Source organism: Paraburkholderia sp. SSBN10T, assembly GCF_056619545.1.
This window is the reverse complement of the sequence record NZ_JBWQQI010000016.1, coordinates 101,761-119,084: the sequence shown is the minus strand read 5'-3', so window position 1 is coordinate 119,084 and position 17,324 is coordinate 101,761. Positions and strand designations below refer to the sequence as shown.

Below are 17,324 nucleotides of genomic sequence, written 5' to 3'. Positions count from 1 at the left end.
CCCAGATGCCCCTCAATGCCGGATATCATACGGATCTCCGCCCGACATTCCCGTCGGGCGCACGATCACAGCGGCGCTTCCAGGCGCTGCCCGTAGCGATGTCACTTATGAATACCACTCCCGACACCCCCGGCGCCGCTCCGCGCCCCGCCATGCGCTCACTGACGCCCGTCGAAGCGCGCGTGCTGGGTGTGCTGAGCGAGAAACAGCACACGGTCCCCGACACCTATCCGCTCTCGCTCAACGCGCTGACCGCCGGCTGCAACCAGAAGACGGCTCGCGCTCCGGTGATGAACATGACCGAGGCGGAAGTGCTTGGCGCGATCGACGGACTGAAACGCCTTTCGCTGGTGCTGGAAGGCAGCAGTAGCCGTGTGCCGCGTTTCGAGCACAACATGAACCGCGTACTGGGCATTCCGAGCCAGTCAGCCGCCTTGCTCACAGTATTGGTTCTACGCGGACCGCAGACCGCCGCTGAATTGCGCCTGAACACCTCGCGCTTGCACGACTTCGCCGACATCTCGTCGGTCGAAGTGTTTCTCGATGAACTGGCGGCGCATGAACCGCCGCGCGTGGTGAAGTTGCCGCGCACGCCGGGCGAGCGCGAAAACCGCTGGACGCACCTGTTGTGCGGCGAAGTCAGCGTGAGTGAAGAGTTCGCGCGTGGCGGTGTGGAAGATGCAGAGCCATCGGCGGAGGTCGAGACGCTTAAAGCGGAAGTGAGGCGCCAAGGCGAGGAGTTGGCGCGCCTTCAGACGCTGGTCGAACATATGGCTGCGGAGTTGGGCATCAGCCTCGACAAGTTCTCGCGCGAGCCCTGACGCTCGCGGCTGTGCCGCTCAGTTATCCGGAAAGTCGCCGAATGGATTGCCCGTGTCCTTCGTTTCGGTGCTTAGGTTGTATTCGGCGCGTACGGCCTTGAGCACGGCGGCAATGTCGCGCTCGAAGCCGGCAGCGTTGCCGAAATGCTTCATGTCCCAGTTACAGCCGGTTTTATCGGGCTCTTGCAACTGTGGCCGGGGCACGCGAATCTTCACACCGTCTTCGACGATTTCGTTCAGGCGATGCAGGCGCCGGTTCACTTCCTGCTGTAGCTGCGATGCGTTGAGGGTCTTGCGTATCATCGAAATCTCCTTCGTCTTGCTCGTGTGAGTCTAGCGCATGCGCGCGGTGAACTCGCCGCCGATCAAATACAATACAAATATAGGACGTTGAACGACTGACTTCGCTGGAGTGATCGATGACTAAGGCTTATCTGCAGGTGATTGCACATTACTTCGCGCAACCCGGCAACGGCGACAAGATCGTCGCGCCACTGACGGAGCTTGCGGTGGCGACGCGGGCCGAGCCTAAAAACCTCTACTACGAATTCTTCCGTTCACCGCTTGACCCGGACCACTTCGTGATCCTGGAAAAGTATTCCGACGCCAACGGCCTCGCCGAACACCGCGACACGCCGCATTTCCAGAAGCTCGGTTTCGGTACGATCATTCCGTTGCTCGAGCGCCGTGAGGTGACGAGCTACATGGTGCCGGAGGAGGCTGCGTGATGAACGCGTTCCGTTTTCAAACTGTACCGACGCTCGTCGTCGAATATGGTGCGGCACGTCGCCTGGGTAGTCTGCTGCGCGAGCAGTTTCCCGCGCTCACCCGCTTGTGCGTGATCACCGATAGTTTTCTGCATCGCAGCGGTCTGCTGAATCCCGCCTTGGCCGATCTTGCCGCGCATGGCTGGCAGGCCACCGTGATCGATGATGTGATCGCCGATCCGCCCGAGCACATTGTGCTGGAGGCGACTTCGCTGGCGCGTGAAGCGGGCGCGGAGATCGTGCTGGGGTTGGGCGGCGGCTCGTCGATGGACGTGGCGAAGCTGCTCGCCGTGCTGGTGCCGCAACAGCAACAGCCGTTGAGCGAGATGTACGGCGTCAACAAGGTTGAGGTTGCGCGCTTGCCGCTCGTGCAGATGCCGACCACGGCAGGCACCGGCTCCGAGGTCACCGCGGTCTCGATCGTCACCGTTGGCGAAGCGAAGAAGATGGGCGTCGTCGCACCGCAACTGATTGCCGATCTGGCGATTCTGGACGCGGAGCTCACGCTCGGACTGCCCGCGGCTGCGACCGCCGCCACGGGTATCGATGCGATGGTACATGCTATCGAAGCGTATACGTCGGTGCGTTTAAAGAACCCGATCTCCGACATGCTGGCGCTGAAGGCGCTCGAGTTGCTGTCGGGCAACCTGCTGGTGGCCTGCGAAAATGGTCAGGACCGGGCGGCGCGTGAAGCGATGCTGCTCGGCGCGACGTTCGCCGGCCAGGCCTTTGCCAACTCGCCGGTTGCCGCGGTGCATGCGTTGGCCTATCCGATCGGCGGCATCTATCATGTGCCGCACGGCCTTTCCAATGCCCTCGTGCTGCCGCACGTGCTGCGCTTCAACGCGGAGGCGGCAGCTCATCTATATGCCGAACTGGCTGGCGTCGCGGTGCCGGCCGCCACCGGCAGTGACGCAAGCCGCACCCAGGCGCTGATCGCGCATGTCGAGCGCCTGATCGCCGCGACTGGTATTCCGGCCACGCTACGGGCCGTGGGCATCGAACGCAGCGGGCTGGAACGCATGGCAAGTGACGCCATGCTGCAGACGCGTTTGCTGGTGAACAATCCGCGGGTTGTCTCCGAGGCCGACGCTTTGGCTATCTACACGGCCGCTTTCTGATTGAATCAGGTGGTGCAGCGCCTCCGCTTACCACTAGCCTTGTTCCACTTGCCGGCCTGCGGCGAGAACCTTGGTACGCTCGACCGTCGCGGTTCGGTCTGCCGGCCAGAAATACAGCACGCGCCCCTTGTCGCCCGGCCGCTTCCTGCCATCATGCGGGGCTTCGGTTTCGGCCGCGGTGAAATTCAGGGTGGACAGATCGTGACGGCCGAGCGCTTCGAAGATGCTCGACGCAAGCCACGCAGGCATGAATTCGTGCCGCTTGACGAACCCGCATAGCAGCGCGCACAGGGTCAGGAGGACGAACGGCGAGCCGGCGAGGACGATCAGGAAAATGGTCAGATCCCACGAGCTGTTGAGCGTGAGCTCGCCCACGTTCACCAACAGCATCGGAATCATCGTCACCCAGAACAGCAACCTCGCGACCCACCACAGATGATTCATCAGTTGCGCGAAGCCGTTTTTGCAGCCCGCATGGATCGACATCGCGGTCTGATCCTTTCTTGCGACTGCCAATAAGGAACCTCGTTCGTCAACGACTGCGGTGACGTCGTCTCCTTCGCTAAAGCAGAGACCGCTCAGCACGGTTCGATAGTTGATGCCGTCGATGGTGATGTCCATCAGATAGGGCTGCCCGGCCTGGGGTTCCGATCCGCCGATTCGAGAAGTCGGGATATGGGTAGTCTGATCGATCTGCCTGGAAATGCGCATTAGATAACGACGCTGCCAGTTATTCATTATTGTTTTGGCGCTATTTTCGTTTAATGCAAATAGAATAGGTGAAAAGGCTTTGGCTAACGTGCCCGCCGGCGTTTGAGTGACGGCAAGAAGATCCACCAGGATCTGCTCCATGGTGCTGATTTTCCCATGTATTACGCATAACTGATCGGACATCACTCAAGCCTTTTCCGGAATGCAATGACAGATGTGGGTTAGCGCTGCGGCGCGTTATCGCCTCTTGCGAACCGGAAGTTTAGCTGAAACCTTGTATATGGATGTACTGTTATCTCAGTGAAAGTCCATTAAAGGTTAATTTAATGCGTTTTATATTTATTGAATAAGATCGCTAAAGGCGAATTTGACAAATGGGGGATCAATTTCACGTCCAGGCTTGTACTGGTAGCCAAGCCAAGCGTGGAACGGTTCGACCGCTTTGTCCGCTCAGTGGACCGGCGGCGCCAGTTCAAGCCGATGCACCGCTGGCCCCGGCAAGAATGCGGTCGACTCGCCGTGTACCCAGGTCTCGTGGCCCGCCAGAAAATACGGCGACAAAGGATGACCCGACTGACCGCCCGGCATGTCGAACAAGCCGTCCTGCTCGCGGCCCGGCGACACGGCCATGCGTTCGGATGCACCGAACGAAGGAGCCTGCACGCGTGGCATGTTGAAGTCGCCCGCCAACGGATCCTGTGGCGCACTGAGCGAGGCGCGCAGCCACGGCAACCACGCCGGCACGATTCGCGCGAATGGATGCTCGATCGCCGCACGGTTGCGATCGCCCCAGCGCGCTTGTTCGAGCGTCACGCCCGGCGGCAACTGCGCGATGGCGTGGTCGATGCGCTCGAGCATGAACGCGTGCCAGCCGGAGATGCCGTCCGGCACCCACGCCTGATGTGCGGCGAGCGCTTCCATGACCGCTTCGTAGCGGGAACTTGCGGAGCGAAAGCTGAGCGGCTGGCTGGTTGCGGTGGCAACGGCACTCGCCGCGAGTGCTTCGTCGAGCTTGCCGAACCAGGCGTCGTAGAGCGAAAAGTAGAACGCTCGCACGAGACGGTAGCCGACCGCGTCGGCGTCGGCGCGGCCGTTCCATGCGAGCACGAGACGGCGGAATTCGGCACGTTGCGGATGATCGCGCAGCGCGGCGGCGTCGAGCGACGCGAGCGCGAGGCGGCGCCAACTGTCGATCCAAGCCGCGCGGTCGTCGGTCTGGATAGCCAGCATGTCGTGCTCGTCGGCATGCGGCAGCGCCAGCAGATCGTCACGAATCTGCGATGCGCGCGCACCGACGTCGGCGCCAGCGTCGCCTAGCAGCGCCGCTTCGGTGTCAGGCAGCGTATGGTTGTTCGCGGTCCACAAACGGCCGAGCGGTGGATCGACTCGCGCTGGATACGCCCGCGGCTCAAGGTAGCCTTGCCAGCCCTGATACGTGGCCGAATCGAAGGGCAGGTCGTCGAACGGACCGCTCGATCCGCCCGCGGCTGTGCTCCAGCGCGGCAGCGGTCCGGCAAGCGTCCAGCCGATGTTGCCGTGGGCATCGGCGACGGTGAAATTCTGCGTTGGAATTCCGCTGGTTTGTGCGATGTGCAGTGCGTCTTCGACGCTGGTGGCTTCTTCGAGCCGTTGCAGGTTGACGTTGACTGCTTGAGGATCGTGGGCGACCCAGCGCAGTGCATAGGCGTGCGAGCCGACCATGATCTGCGGACCCCATTGCGTCTCGGCAACCGGCAGATCTACCGGTTTGCCGCCCTTGATGTCGATGCGCTCGTGATAAAGCGTCGCACGCTGCCAGCCACCGCCGGGAACCCGGTATTGCAGCGAATCGGCAGGATTGCGCTGAAGTTCGATCAGGTCGATGAATCTGCCGTAGCTATTGGTGAAGCCCCAGGCAACCCGGCCGTTGCTGCCGGCAATGACGAGCGGTGTGCCGGGCAAGCTGACGCCGGTGATGCGCCGCGCTTGACCGCCCGGGCCGTTCCATTTCAACGAGAGCCGGTACCAGAGATTGGGCAGCGACAGGCCGAGGTGCATGTCGCTTGCGAGCAGCGCGCCGCCGCGGGTGCTGTGTGCGGCATCCACCGCCCAGCCGTTGCTGCCGATCATGGCATTGTCGTCCGTGAGATCGCCTTGCGCGAGGTCGGTGCCTTGCGATGTGGCGTCGGCGGATTTCGATGCCTGCAACCAGTCGGGGCGCGTAGCCGGCGGCGTGGGAAGTTCGACCGGGGGCGGCTTGGCGAGGTCGAACGGCGCGTCCCAGTGACTCTTTGCCGGCAGCAGGAACGCGAGCAGATCGGCGGGCACGCGCGCGCGCAACGCGGCGCGCGAGAGGATGCGGATTGCCTCGTGCGATTGCAGATCGAAATACATTGCGTAGACCACGAGGAGGGTGTCCTCGGGACGCCACGCCACCGGTTGCGTGCGCAGCACCCAATACTCGAACGGACGTGAATTCAGGGCGGCCAGTCCGTCGTTGACGCCTGCCGTGTAGTTGTCCAGCAGCGCGCGCTGGTCGGCGGGCAACGCGTCGATCAGCATTCGCGCGCGTTCGCGAAACCGGTTAGGACGGTTGCGGCGGTCGAGCTCGAGCGCGGCCGGACCAATCAGCGCGGCCATTTCGCCGGCCGCGACGCGGCGTAACAGGTCCATCTGGAAGAAGCGATCCTGCGCGTGGACGAAGCCGGTTGCGTAAGCCACGTCTGTGCGGGTGCTGCCCGCTAGCGTGGGGACGCCTAGTGAATCGCGTTCGATCGAGACGGCAGCGGACAACGCCGGTGCGGCGTGCGCGCCGTCGAGTTGCGGCAGACTGGCGCGCAGCGTCATCCAGCATGCCAGCACCAGCGCGATCACGATGACGACGATGGCGCACATCACGCGGATCAACCAGCGAGACGCTGGTCTTCTAACGGAGAGGCTCGAACGAGTCATCGTCGATCAGGGATGTCGTGGTTGCGGCCGTGCGTGGCATGCGGTCGTGGCCGGATCGTGTACGACCATAGCACGGGTGTGTGACCGAGGACATTCGGCTGGCCGGCGTGCGGCCTGTGCGTTTCGGCACGTTTGAATGGAGAGTAGGAGGACGCGCCAGATAGACCGGCTATCTCGTTGCCATGGGCAGCGCTATTAAAGTTTAAAGAGGGTGTCGCCGTAAATGGAGGGGAGGTTATCTGGCCTCGAAATAGACGAGAGACGAGATTGATTCAAATAGCGTCTCGCGTCACTAAAAAAACTCAAAACGCATAAACACAGGTAAACGGGCAATAAAAATGAAAGAAATCCATCGAGCGGGGTTTATGGCTGTATTCGGCCTTTCGGCGCTATTGGCAGGGTGCGGCGGCGGAGGCGGAAGTAGCAGTTCCAGCACGTCGGCAGCGGCGAGTCAGACTGCGTTGAGTGCGGATCAGCAGGCATTTGAACAATTTACGCTGGCGCCGAATGCTGCCTATAAGCTGAATTGGGTATTGCCGCTTTCGGGTACACCGGTGAGCGGCACGGAGTATCTGATTGAATCGCATGCATCGATTGCAGCCTCGCCTTCCACAGGGGGCACGCAGGCGCTCAACGGCTCCACACCCACCTCGCTGGCGAAGACGCTGAGCGTGCCCAGCAGTTTCTCCGTTGAGCGTTACCTGGTCAACGGCACGATTCTCGTGGGTTCGGGATCTCAGACCAGCGTCTCGTATCAAGGCTCCAGCATTAAGGACAACACGCTCGCAACTGACGGCGTGACCGTCGTGGACAGCAGGTTGCGCAGCGGCCTATCCGTGGTGTCCTTGAGTGGAACCGTCGCATCGGCTCCGACCGACCTGGCTCAATGGTTTAACGCGCTTTACTACAATTCTGCGTTGCTGAGCACGACGGCAACATGGGGTACGGGCGCTGCCTACCTGAAGTTCACCGCGACCGAACTCGCCGATGCATACACGGTTGTCGACTACAACGGCTCCACCACGGGCAACACACCCAATCCGGTTGCCTCGGGGACGACGATTGCCGCGTTGATGGCGGCAGGCGGTATTCAGTCGAACGACGACGGCACGGTTTACACGCTAAGCAACGGTAGCGTGTCCACCATCAACGGCGTGACAACCTACGTCGCGTCGGTTGTGCGGCCGAACCTGACCACAACGACATATCGCACCTACTATGAGCTCAATGGCAATGTCTATTGCGGCAACCTCGTCAAGGCGGGAACTGTGATCGGCGGTAATGTGTATCCGGTTGCGGCGCCGGGAACGGCGACGGGTTACACCGTCAATTACTCGCAGAATTATCAGATTCGTTTGAACGCCGCGGCGGTAGCCAGCTTGAAGGCAGCGGTGACTTTCTAAAGACGGCTCGGGACGGATTGCATTCCGTCCCGAAGGAAAGGACGAAGCTCTGGTGGCCCGGCACGGTCTGATGGAGCTGCGACGTGCCGGGCAAGACTGCTGCGTTGCCGGGCGAGGGGGCATGTGATATCTAGTTGTATTTCCTCCCCGTTTTTCAGCTCAGGAAGGTTTAGCGTATGCGGACATTGTCGACTCACGCGGCCGTGCTGCTTTTAATCGACCTGCAAAAGACGATCGATCACTCGGACTGGGGAGTACGAAACAACCCCATGGCCGAGGCACAGATTGGCCGGCTTTTGACTCGTTGGCGCGCTGCGAAGTGGCCCGTTTGGCACGTGCGTCACGATTCGGCCGAGTCGGATTCGCATTACCGGCCGGGTCAGCCCGGTAACGATTTCAAGCCGGAAGTGGCTCCCCTGTCCGGCGAAATGGTGATTCCAAAGCGCACCAACAACGCATTCATCGGCACGGGACTCGAAGACCGTTTGCGCGAGGGTGGACATACCGCGCTCGTGGTCGTTGGGGTGATTACGAATAACTCGGTCGAGGCGACGGTTCGCATGGCCGGAAACCTCGGCTTCGATACGTATCTTGTCGAGGATGGCTGTTTCACATTCGGCCGCACGGATTGGCAAGGCCGGATGCGAAGTGCCGACGAAGTCCACGCCATGTCGCTCGCGAACCTCGATGGGGAATATTGCACGGTTGTCTCGGCGGATGAACTGCTGGGTGGCACGGAATAGCCGCCGGCCTGATGACACGATCGCGCATGTCGCGCCGCCTCGTTAAATTGACGGCGATTTCGCCAGGGTATCAAGTTTTTGGTGAATTTGACCGACATCCTATTGGATGGGGCAGTCGCTAAGACCGCAGATCGTTCCCGGCGCCGCCCTCTGGCGTGGGTATGCGATATGCCGGATGCATGTCCGCCCGGAGCAAGCCTTCTTTGACTTTCCCTAAAGATTTGAGCACGGAAGAGGTGCTGGCAAACAGGCGTCTTACCTTAAGAAGCGACGACGCGGCAGGCCATCACATAGCCATCGACCATTCCAACAGCCGTCGCCACGTACCTGCCATGCTTTTAAGAATCCTGAAGATCATCGTTGTTGCTGCGTGCGCTGTGCTGATGCTTGAGCCCGCGGGTGCCACGGTATCAACCGGATTGGCAGGCGAGGATCTGCGCCTCCCTGACCACATGAGCGACGTGGTGGTCAACGGTGAAAAGAGTGCCTACGAGAATGTGCTCGACGCTTACCGTGAAGCTCTGGCGAAGCGTCCCGCAGATGCGGGGCTTGCCTTGGCGCAGTGCAAATTCATCGGGCGTTTTGCCTCGTCGGAGGATCTGAGCTGGAGCGATGCTGCGTCGAAGGACTTCGATACCTGTGAGTCGACGCTCGAGAAGCAGTTCTCGTCCGATCCCGAAGCCGCGCTGTTTGTGCTTGAGAATCGCTTCGGCAAACCGGCGATTGACTATGGCGAGCTGCTGCTCAAATCGTCGAATAACTGGTCTGCGGCTCAACAGGCCCGTTTGCATGCCGCGCTGTCACGCAGTTACGGTTTCACCAAGAATGACACGCGGGCGGGGCAGGAAGCGGTGCTTGCGGTGGGGCTCGATCCGGCAAGCGAACGCCTCGTCGAAGCAATGCGCTACCTCGTCAAGACAGGACAAACCCAGAAAGCGGCGCAACTGCTCGCCGCGGCGCCCATTCCTAAGCTGTTCTGGCAGGAAAACGCCAGAATCCGGGCCGCGACCGAACTGCTGCCCGGAACCGAAGCGGCGGACGAATTGCATCGCGCCCAACGCGCGGGGCTGAAGATCGATGCTTATACGACCGCGCGCGCACTCCAGCACGTCGGCGACTCCGCGGGCGCTGAAGCGGTATTGACGGCCGACGCCGCTGCGCACAAGTTCGAATCCCCGCAGAACCAGCAACTGCGACTCGAAGTGGCATTCGATTCGGGCAACGCCAAAGCCGCCGCAGACGTCATTCACGACCAGTACGTCAAGACCGGCAATGCGGCGGGGTTTATCGGCGCCTATGCGCATCTTCTCAATCTCGATCCTGCGCTCATCGGTCGTCTCGATCTGTTGCCGCTCGCGTTCGGTTTGCTCACCGTAATTGTGTTGATTGCGGCTTGCCCCGGGCTACTCCTGTTTCCTGTGCACTATCGTGGGACGGTACGTCAGCGGATCGGCAAAGTTTCCGTTCCCCTCTTCGCGCGGATCGGCTTGCGGCACGCGTGGCTGGCCCTTGCCATCTATTTCGTTGTGATCTACCTGATCACGATATTCCACTCGGGAATGGCATTGATTTCTCCGGCGGGAAGCGGTGCGTCGCGCATCGACTGGCAAAGCCGCATGGCGGTTTCCTATCTGTGGGCGCTGTTGTTCTGTGCGCTTGGACTCGCGTGGATTGCCAGGTTGTTCAACTGGCGTGATTGGCTCGGTAGCGGTCCATGGAAACTGAAGTGGTTCATCGTGCCGGCGGGCTTACTCGTACTCAACCTGCTCGCGACCGGCTTGTTGCACCACGCGTCGGTGACGACCAAAGCGGCGCCTACAACAATATGGGCGGTCGCACTCGTTCACGGCGCTGTGGCGATCGGTGGAACAGCGCTTGCGTTAGTCGTGCTGTCCGTGTTCGTGCCGATCATGGAGGAACTGGTGTTCCGAGGCTGTCTGCTAGGCGGATTGTCGCGCCATATGAGTTTTGGATGGTCCAACGTTTTACAGGCGGCGCTGTTTGCGGGCCTGCATCAGGATAGCCGTCACTTTGTTTTTCTGTTCACCTTGGGAGCGGTTGCGGGATGGTTGGCGAGGAGAACGAAGGGGCTGGCCGTGCCGATTCTGTTGCATGCGGTCAACAATGCAATTTTTGTGTTTTCGGTGGTTGCCTAGGATTAGGGGCGGGCTGCCGCCAGCTATGATTGAATCTCGGCTAGAGTCGACACACAGTTAGTGAACCTTAGCAAACGAAAATGAAACTGAATATCAAAGAAAAACTCGGGTATGGTGGGTTTGCGGACGTGTGGCAAGCCACCGATGAGCTTGATCGGGATGTAGCCGTCAAAATAATCCGCTCAGCCAGTGTGGGAATCGCGGATGCACTTGCTCACGCAAGAGCTTTGGCAAGGGCAACACATCCGAACGTCGTGGCGGTCCTTACGCTGGAGACAATTCCTGATCCTAATGGTGGGGACAACGTCGTCGACTGCGTGGTCATGGAACTGATTGATGGCGAGACGCTTGCGGAGGTCGTTAAAGGACCAAAGCTGACGAAAGAGATGGCATTGAAGATCGGCTGCGGAATCGTGCATGGCCTATCGCACATTCACGCTCAAGGTATGGCACATGGTGATCTGCATGAAGCGAATGTAATGATCAGCGGCGACCATGCAAAGATAATCGACATCCTTTACCTGAATTCGCTCGCCTCCCTTACCACAGAGAGTCGGACGCAGCGTCTACGAAGAGATGTCCTGGGTCTGCGGATGATCTTGCAGCAGCTTATTGAGCATTCTGAACTCGAATCAGCCCAGGCTGTCGCGTTTAACCACCTGATCCGGGTTGATTGTTCTCTCGAAGAGCTTGAGCAGGCGTTTGTGCAGATTGTTTCGCAAAAGGCCGGTGAACCACCGGAAGGGGAGACCGCTGCAGGCTTCACTCGGCAGACCGTGACGAGCCAGTCTACATCTTCCACAAAGCCAATCTTGCTGGAATTTGAAGTGGCCCCGACCGTTGTGCCGGTATATGGAAACTTCGACGTGGTATTGAAGAATCCTGATGCGATCTCGTCAATCTTGAGTCGATTGCAGCTCGATTTGCCCGTGGAGATTTCTGCTTCACTGAAGGATGACACAGACTACAAAAATTTGAATCTTAGCGGTAGTCAATGGCGCCGGGATGATCTGATTGAGGCTGCATTGCTGAACGTCGAGAAGCGCCGTTCTTCCCTCGAGGCCTCCATCGCAGACTGTGTGAGCCTCATCCAGTTTAACTTTGGCAGCATGGTGGCGCGGGTCGCCTTGCAGGGTTGTCTGGATAATCTCATGACAATGCCCGAATCGAAACGCGGATGGACATTGATTGATATTTTCCGTCGGACGGATCCTGGCTATAAGTACTTCAAGGCGTACATACCCGACGAGCGTCTTGATAGCTTATCCGAGCGCGAAGCCCATCCCCGTCCCCTGACAGGATCCTATGGTTTCGACCTGGTTGATCTAGGCTCAGATATCGTGATTGCCCATGTTCTGCCCGCGTTCGTACGCTCAGCATTGGCGGCGGAATCTAAACCTGTTCAGTTCAATGGCCTCGAGTGGTCTTTTGGGGAATCCTGATTGGATCCGGTAGCGTGCCCTAGGCTTGGGGCACGAAGATTTTGCTGTCGGAAATTTTTTATTTTCGGATATGATGGGCGGCCTCGCACATGCGAGGCTTGTATGTCCGTTCCTTACTAACGCCAGCACCCCGCTCCGCTTGGCGTTATGTTGTAGTTTCAGCTTAGGGCGTCCTCATTGCAATCAGGAGGTTTGGATATGAAAGATCTTCACATCGCCGCTTCATGCGACTTTCTCCTAAATTCCTCTATGCAATGGGACCATGACCAAGCTCGAAACCAATCAGCATCAAAACACCGCACCTCTTAGTCTCCAGCCTTTAAGCACGCTAGGCTTTAGCGAACACTTCGCAGCGCAAGCCGCACAATACGGCATCGGCCAGCCCTATCGCGTGACCGAGGATTTCGGTCTGCGCTTCGTCGTCTGCGGCGACGTACAAGGGCGACTGCAGCACTTCAACTTGATCTTTGCCAGGAAGAGCGATCGGGCACCGATCATCGGCGATTGGGTACTCGGCATTCCAACGAACACTGGCGAAGTCGAATTTATCGACATTCTCGAACGCACCAGTTGCTTCCAGCGCAGTAACGGCGAAGACCGCGTGCAGCCACTAGCCGCCAACGTAGACAAACTCTTTATCGTTACCTCATGTACCGATGAATTCAATCTCTCGCGGCTCGAGCGCTATCTGTTACTGGCGCGCGCCAACCGCATCGCACCGGTTCTCGTGTTGAACAAGGCCGATCTGGCAGCGGACATCAACACTTACCTCGACCAGATCGCCGAGCTGGGCTCGGACATCCCCGTGTGCGTGCTGAGCACGTTCACCGAACTGGGCGTGACGCAGCTCCACGGCATGATCGTGCAGCATGAAACGTGCGTGTTCGTCGGCTCGTCCGGGGTGGGGAAAAGTTCGATCGTGAACGCCTTGACCGGCTCGCATCGACAGCTAACGCTGGGCGTGAGTGCCAAGGGAGCACGCGGCGCGCATACCACGACCAGTCGTGCGCTGTTTATGCTGCCAGGACACGGTGTCATTATCGACACACCGGGCATTCGCAGCGTGGGCGTAGCGGCCAGCGCCGGCAGTTTGAGCGACGCCTTCGAGGACGTGGCGCTTCTGATGACCCAGTGCGCGTTTCGCAATTGCAGGCATAACGGCGAGGTAGGGTGCGCGGTCGCGCAAGCGGTCGATGACGGACGCTTGACGCTCAGGCGGCTGAACTCGTACAGGAAATTGCAGCGCGAAGCGGAGTTCTTCGAAGATAAGACCACAGCAATGCGGCGGCAGCGCGACGAAGCAAAGCAGCGGGCGGCGCGGCGTGGCAGCCGGGAGCGGTTTGAGCGAGACCCGAAATGAGGATGAGGAAATTCGAATCAACCGCACTCCCTTAGCACTTCTATGAAAGCACGCAGCCCGGCGGGGACATGGCGATGGCCCGGATAGTAGAGGTAGAGGCCGGGGATGACCGGACACCAGTCATCCAATACCGTGACTAGCCGGCCGTCATCGAGCCAGGCGCGAGCGGCGGTCTCCGGAACATAGGCGATGCCTAAGCCGTCCGCCGCCGCTTCGATCATCAGTCCATTGTGGTCAAGCGTCAGCACGCCGGGAACATTCACGACGATCTCTTGCCCTTGTTTCGCGAACTCCCAGCGGTAAAGCTTGCCGCTGGGAAGGCGATGGCGGATGCAGCGATGCTGGGCAAGATCGTCCGGCGTCACAGGCGCGGGTCGATCGGCAAGGTAAGAGGGCGCCGCCACGGCAACAAAGCGAAAATCTTCACTGATTCGCACGGCTACCATGTCTTGCGGCAGCGATTCGCCTAGTCGCACCCCGGCATCGAAGCCTTGTTCAACGATGTCGATCAGGCGTCCCTCTGCGACCAGATCGAGCGCCATGCCCGGATAGCGGGCCAGAAAACGCGGCACTGCCGTTTTCAGGAGTAAGCGCACCGCGTTTTCGTTGGCATTGATGCGCAGCGTCCCAGTAGGCGGTCCACCCGTATCGGCGACCGTGTCGAGCGCCTCGTCGAGATCGCGCAGCACGGGTGTGAGGCGTTTGAGCAACTGCTCGCCCGCTTCCGTCAGCGACACGCTGCGCGTGGTGCGATTCAGCAGGCGTACGCCCAGATCAAGCTCCAGGCCGCGCATGGCGTGACTCAACGACGAGCGCGAGACGCCGAGTGCGTCTGCCGCGCCGCGGAAGCTGCGGTGGCTGGCGACGGCAGAAAATGCGGTGAGATCGGCAAGAGTGGGCTTGGCCATTGGTGAAGATTTTTCACTTGGTCATGCAAACTATAGCGGCTTATCACACCAATGGTGCGTTCCTACAATGGTTTTTCAATCATTCAATCATTCGGGAGCGTGTGAGATGACAAAGAACTGGCTGATTACAGGCACTTCCAGCGGACTTGGCCGGCTACTGGCCGAGCGTCTGCTGGCGCGTGGCGACCGCGTCGCCGCGACCGTGCGCAAGGCGGCTGCGTTGGACGACCTGGCCGCGCAGTATGGTGAGCGGCTGCGCGTCCTGACGCTGGACGTAACTGACGCGAACGCGATCCGCGAGACGGTTGGCCGCGCATTCGCAGCAATGGGCCGCATCGACGTGGTGGTCAGTAACGCCGGCTATGGCCTGTTCGGCGCGGCCGAGGAGGTGACGGACGAGCAACTCGACCAGCAGATCGCGACGAACCTGACCGGCTCGATCCAGCTCATTCGCGCCTCGTTGCCTCACCTTCGGGCACAAGGCGGCGGCCGGATCGTGCAGGTTTCCTCGGAAGGCGGGCAGGCTGTCTATCCCGGCTTCAGTCTCTACCACGCGACCAAGTGGGGCATCGAGGGCTTTGTTGAAGCGGTTGCTCTGGAGGTAGCGCCGTTTGGCGTCGACTTTATCATCGTCGAACCGGGACCCACCGGAACAAGCTTTGGGGCCAATCTGGTCAGTCCTGAGCCGATGCCTGTCTATGACGATACGCCCGTCGGCGAGCTTAGGCGGCGTATCAGCAGCAATGCGTTTCCACTCCTCGGCGACGCGGGCAAGACCGTGGACGCGATGATCGTCGCCGCGGATGCCGACCGTCCGGCCCGGCGTCTGACGCTTGGCAGCACTGCGTATCTGTCGATCAGCAAGGCGCTGGCGGGCCGTCTTGCTGAACTCGAGGCGCAGAAGAGCGTAGCGATGGCGGCTGATGTGGCGCGTTGAGCGCCGCCGTTACGTATCAGGCGGCGCTCGTCTCGCGTAAGCAGGAAGCGGCTTGAGGCGGGGAAGCAATCAGGCAACGATTGCTTCCCTCTGTGCCTAGGGGTATTTAATGTTCCCCGCCCAAGCTTCCAATCCCATCCAGTTTCGCAAGCACCGCTTCCGGCAAGCTCAACTGCGCCGCCTGCATGTTTTCACGCAGATGCGCGACCGACGACGTTCCCGGGATCAGCAGAATATTCGGCGCACGCTGCAGGAGCCACGCTAGCGCCACCTGCATCGGCGTTGCGCTGAGCTTACGCGCAACCTCGGACAACACCGACGATTGAATCGGCGAAAAGCCGCCCAGCGGAAAGAACGGCACGTAGGCGATGCCCTTGGCCGCCAGTTCGTCGACGAGCGCGTCGTCTTCGCGCTGCACCAGGTTGTACTGGTTCTGCACGCAGACGATCTCAGCGATACCCTGCGCTTCGGCGACCTGCGCCGAGGTCACATTGCTCAAACCGATATGGCGCACCAGTCCCCGGCGTTGCAGCTCGGCGAGCGCCTCGACCTGCTTGCCGATCGATCCTTCAGCGGGGGCGTGGATCTTGCCCATGATGCGCATGTTGACGACATCGAGCGCTTCGAGACCGAGATTGCGCAGGTTGTCGTGCACGCCGCGTTCGATGTCTTCCGGCTCGGCGGCGGGAAGCCACGAGGCGTCGCTGCCACGCACGGCGCCCACCTTCGTGACGATCACGAGGTCCGCCGGATAGGGATGCAGCGCTTCCCGAATGATCTGATTGGTGACGTGCGGCCCGTAGAAGTCGCTGGTGTCGATGTGATCGACACCCAGCGCGATGGCTTCGCGCAGCACGGCGACGGCGGCGTCGCGATCCTTGGGCGGGCCGAATACGCCGGGTCCGGCGAGCTGCATCGCGCCGTAGCCCATGCGGCGAACGGGGCGACCGGCTAGTGTGAAAGTGGCGGTGACTGGGGACATTGCGCTCTCCTTGGCGAGTGGTGAGCGCAGTATGGCCGTGATTGCGTTGTTAGAAAATCCGACCTAAATTGTACGGGTTGTTGAAAATTGTGAACAATGACCATGGAATTGAATGATCTCGCCGCGTTTGTTTCCGTGGCCCGCGCCGGTGGCTTTCGCGACGCCGCCCGCATCAGCGGCGTTTCCGCCTCGAGTCTCAGTATCGCCGTTCGCCGCCTCGAGGCGAAGCTCGGTCTGCGCTTGCTCAACCGCACGACGCGCAGTGTGGCGCCGACCGAAGCGGGACAGCGTCTCATCGAAAAGCTGACGCCTTTGTTCAGCGAGATGGAGGCGTCTCTCGATGTGCTGAACGGGTTCAGGGAGAAGCCGACCGGCACGCTGAAGCTCAACGTGCCGTCGAGCGCCGCGCGGATCGTCTTGCCGGGCATCGTCGCGTCGTTCCTGAAAGCCTATCCGGACATCCGCGTGGAGGTCGTGGTCGAGGATGGTTTTGTCGATGTACTGTCCATCGGCTGCGACGCGGGCATTCGCTACGACGAGCGGCTCGAACAGGACATGATCGCGATTCCGATCGGCCCGCGTGTGCAGCGTTTCGCGACGGCTGCGGCGCCGGGCTATCTCGACGTGCATGGCCGGCCCGAGCATCCGCGCGAATTGTTATCTCATGCGTGCTTGCGTGGCCAGTTTGCCGGCGGTGCGAAACCGACATGGGATTTCGAGCGCGACGGCGAGGTCGTTCGGCTGGATCCGCCGGGACCGCTGCTGGTGAGGCCGGGCGCGGCGATAGATCTTGCGATTAGCGCGGCCATAGCCGGGGTGGGGATGGTCCACCTGTTCGAGGATATGCTGCGTCCACATCTCGAGAGTGGCGCGTTGGAGCCGATCCTGGAGTCGTGGTGGCAGCGGTTTTCCGGGCCGTTTCTTTATTATCCGGGACGGCGCCATTTGCCGGCGCCGTTGCGGGCGTTTGTGGATTTCCTTAAGGCTGCGGATGTGCCGGAGGTACCCGCTTGATTGGCGTGAACGCCCCGGCAGTTTTAGC

The 17,324-nt window shown here is 60.5% G+C and carries 15 protein-coding genes; 10 read left to right on the top strand and 5 right to left on the bottom strand.

Features of this window, described 5'->3' with window-relative positions; translation table 11 throughout:
• Positions 1–107 precede the first annotated feature (107 nt).
• Positions 108–821: a YceH family protein gene (locus tag AC1ECK_RS23460; RefSeq protein WP_480323252.1), complete on the top strand. Its 714-nt coding sequence runs from the start codon at positions 108–110 to the stop codon at positions 819–821.
• Between the two features lie 18 nt (positions 822–839).
• Here AC1ECK_RS23460 and AC1ECK_RS23455 read toward each other — a convergent pair whose 3' ends face one another.
• Positions 840–1,124, bottom strand: coding sequence for a hypothetical protein (locus AC1ECK_RS23455; RefSeq protein ID WP_480323250.1), 285 nt, complete (start codon positions 1,122–1,124; stop codon positions 840–842).
• 116 nt (positions 1,125–1,240) lie between these two features.
• Between AC1ECK_RS23455 and AC1ECK_RS23450 the strand changes: the two genes are divergently transcribed.
• Together AC1ECK_RS23450 and AC1ECK_RS23445 are read left to right on the top strand one after the other, a co-directional pair.
• Positions 1,241–1,549: a putative quinol monooxygenase gene (locus AC1ECK_RS23450; RefSeq protein ID WP_480323248.1), complete on the top strand. Its 309-nt coding sequence runs from the start codon at positions 1,241–1,243 to the stop codon at positions 1,547–1,549.
• Positions 1,549–2,709, top strand: coding sequence for an iron-containing alcohol dehydrogenase (locus AC1ECK_RS23445; RefSeq protein WP_480323246.1), 1,161 nt, complete (start codon positions 1,549–1,551; stop codon positions 2,707–2,709). Before AC1ECK_RS23450 ends, AC1ECK_RS23445 begins: the two co-directional genes overlap by 1 nt.
• Positions 2,710–2,742: 33 nt before the next feature.
• Here the strand turns inward: AC1ECK_RS23445 and AC1ECK_RS23440 are convergent, their stop codons facing one another.
• Both AC1ECK_RS23440 and AC1ECK_RS23435 read right to left on the bottom strand, forming a co-directional pair.
• Positions 2,743–3,561 (bottom strand): hypothetical protein, encoded by an 819-nt coding sequence (locus AC1ECK_RS23440; RefSeq protein ID WP_480323244.1) that lies wholly within the window; start codon positions 3,559–3,561, stop codon positions 2,743–2,745.
• A gap of 309 nt (positions 3,562–3,870) precedes the next feature.
• Complete coding sequence (locus tag AC1ECK_RS23435; RefSeq protein WP_480323242.1) at positions 3,871–6,294, bottom strand: penicillin acylase family protein; 2,424 nt, start codon at positions 6,292–6,294, stop codon at positions 3,871–3,873.
• Between the two features lie 422 nt (positions 6,295–6,716).
• Here AC1ECK_RS23435 and AC1ECK_RS23430 point away from each other — a divergent pair, with 422 nt between their 5' ends.
• From AC1ECK_RS23430 to rsgA, 5 genes are all read left to right on the top strand, one after another.
• Positions 6,717–7,754 (top strand): hypothetical protein, encoded by a 1,038-nt coding sequence (locus AC1ECK_RS23430; protein ID WP_480323240.1) that lies wholly within the window; start codon positions 6,717–6,719, stop codon positions 7,752–7,754.
• Between the two features lie 176 nt (positions 7,755–7,930).
• The gene (locus tag AC1ECK_RS23425; RefSeq protein ID WP_480323238.1) at positions 7,931–8,497 is read left to right on the top strand and encodes a cysteine hydrolase family protein; all 567 of its coding nucleotides are present in this window, start codon (positions 7,931–7,933) and stop codon (positions 8,495–8,497) included.
• 161 nt (positions 8,498–8,658) lie between these two features.
• Complete coding sequence (locus AC1ECK_RS23420) at positions 8,659–10,653, top strand: CPBP family intramembrane glutamic endopeptidase (RefSeq protein WP_480323236.1); 1,995 nt, start codon at positions 8,659–8,661, stop codon at positions 10,651–10,653.
• An 80-nt stretch (positions 10,654–10,733) separates the two neighbouring features.
• Positions 10,734–12,095 (top strand): protein kinase domain-containing protein, encoded by a 1,362-nt coding sequence (locus AC1ECK_RS23415; RefSeq protein WP_480323234.1) that lies wholly within the window; start codon positions 10,734–10,736, stop codon positions 12,093–12,095.
• Between the two features lie 262 nt (positions 12,096–12,357).
• On the top strand, positions 12,358–13,455 hold the full coding sequence (gene rsgA / locus AC1ECK_RS23410) for a ribosome small subunit-dependent GTPase A (RefSeq protein ID WP_480323232.1): 1,098 nt from the start codon (positions 12,358–12,360) through the stop codon (positions 13,453–13,455).
• A gap of 17 nt (positions 13,456–13,472) precedes the next feature.
• Here rsgA and AC1ECK_RS23405 read toward each other — a convergent pair whose 3' ends face one another.
• Positions 13,473–14,363, bottom strand: coding sequence for a LysR family transcriptional regulator (locus AC1ECK_RS23405; protein WP_480323230.1), 891 nt, complete (start codon positions 14,361–14,363; stop codon positions 13,473–13,475).
• A gap of 106 nt (positions 14,364–14,469) precedes the next feature.
• On the opposite strand from AC1ECK_RS23405, the gene AC1ECK_RS23400 reads away from it, so the two are divergent.
• The gene (locus AC1ECK_RS23400) at positions 14,470–15,300 is read left to right on the top strand and encodes an SDR family oxidoreductase (protein WP_480323228.1); all 831 of its coding nucleotides are present in this window, start codon (positions 14,470–14,472) and stop codon (positions 15,298–15,300) included.
• 106 nt (positions 15,301–15,406) lie between these two features.
• Here the strand turns inward: AC1ECK_RS23400 and AC1ECK_RS23395 are convergent, their stop codons facing one another.
• Positions 15,407–16,282 carry an aldo/keto reductase family oxidoreductase gene (locus tag AC1ECK_RS23395; RefSeq protein WP_480323227.1) on the bottom strand — a complete coding sequence of 292 codons (876 nt, stop codon included), beginning with the start codon at positions 16,280–16,282 and terminating at the stop codon, positions 15,407–15,409.
• Between the two features lie 102 nt (positions 16,283–16,384).
• On the opposite strand from AC1ECK_RS23395, the gene AC1ECK_RS23390 reads away from it, so the two are divergent.
• Positions 16,385–17,296, top strand: coding sequence for a LysR family transcriptional regulator (locus tag AC1ECK_RS23390; RefSeq protein WP_480323225.1), 912 nt, complete (start codon positions 16,385–16,387; stop codon positions 17,294–17,296).
• Positions 17,297–17,324: the final 28 nt, after the last annotated feature.

Excerpts from the sequence above, each read along its gene's own strand:
- AC1ECK_RS23430 (WP_480323240.1), top strand. The coding sequence starts at position 6,717 with ATGGCTGTATTCGGCCTTTCGGCGCTATTGGCAGGGTGCGGCGGCGGA.
- AC1ECK_RS23395 (WP_480323227.1), bottom strand. The coding sequence starts at position 16,282 with ATGTCCCCAGTCACCGCCACTTTCACACTAGCCGGTCGCCCCGTTCGC.
- AC1ECK_RS23400 (WP_480323228.1), top strand. The coding sequence starts at position 14,470 with ATGACAAAGAACTGGCTGATTACAGGCACTTCCAGCGGACTTGGCCGG.
- AC1ECK_RS23435 (WP_480323242.1), bottom strand. The coding sequence starts at position 6,294 with ATGTGCGCCATCGTCGTCATCGTGATCGCGCTGGTGCTGGCATGCTGG.
- AC1ECK_RS23455 (WP_480323250.1), bottom strand. The coding sequence starts at position 1,124 with ATGATACGCAAGACCCTCAACGCATCGCAGCTACAGCAGGAAGTGAAC.
- AC1ECK_RS23390 (WP_480323225.1), top strand. The coding sequence starts at position 16,385 with ATGGAATTGAATGATCTCGCCGCGTTTGTTTCCGTGGCCCGCGCCGGT.
- AC1ECK_RS23450 (WP_480323248.1), top strand. The coding sequence starts at position 1,241 with ATGACTAAGGCTTATCTGCAGGTGATTGCACATTACTTCGCGCAACCC.
- AC1ECK_RS23440 (WP_480323244.1), bottom strand. The coding sequence starts at position 3,561 with ATGGAGCAGATCCTGGTGGATCTTCTTGCCGTCACTCAAACGCCGGCG.
- AC1ECK_RS23425 (WP_480323238.1), top strand. The coding sequence starts at position 7,931 with ATGCGGACATTGTCGACTCACGCGGCCGTGCTGCTTTTAATCGACCTG.
- AC1ECK_RS23415 (WP_480323234.1), top strand. The coding sequence starts at position 10,734 with ATGAAACTGAATATCAAAGAAAAACTCGGGTATGGTGGGTTTGCGGAC.
- rsgA (WP_480323232.1), top strand. The coding sequence starts at position 12,358 with ATGACCAAGCTCGAAACCAATCAGCATCAAAACACCGCACCTCTTAGT.
- AC1ECK_RS23405 (WP_480323230.1), bottom strand. The coding sequence starts at position 14,363 with ATGGCCAAGCCCACTCTTGCCGATCTCACCGCATTTTCTGCCGTCGCC.
- AC1ECK_RS23445 (WP_480323246.1), top strand. The coding sequence starts at position 1,549 with ATGAACGCGTTCCGTTTTCAAACTGTACCGACGCTCGTCGTCGAATAT.
- AC1ECK_RS23460 (WP_480323252.1), top strand. The coding sequence starts at position 108 with ATGAATACCACTCCCGACACCCCCGGCGCCGCTCCGCGCCCCGCCATG.
- AC1ECK_RS23420 (WP_480323236.1), top strand. The coding sequence starts at position 8,659 with ATGCGATATGCCGGATGCATGTCCGCCCGGAGCAAGCCTTCTTTGACT.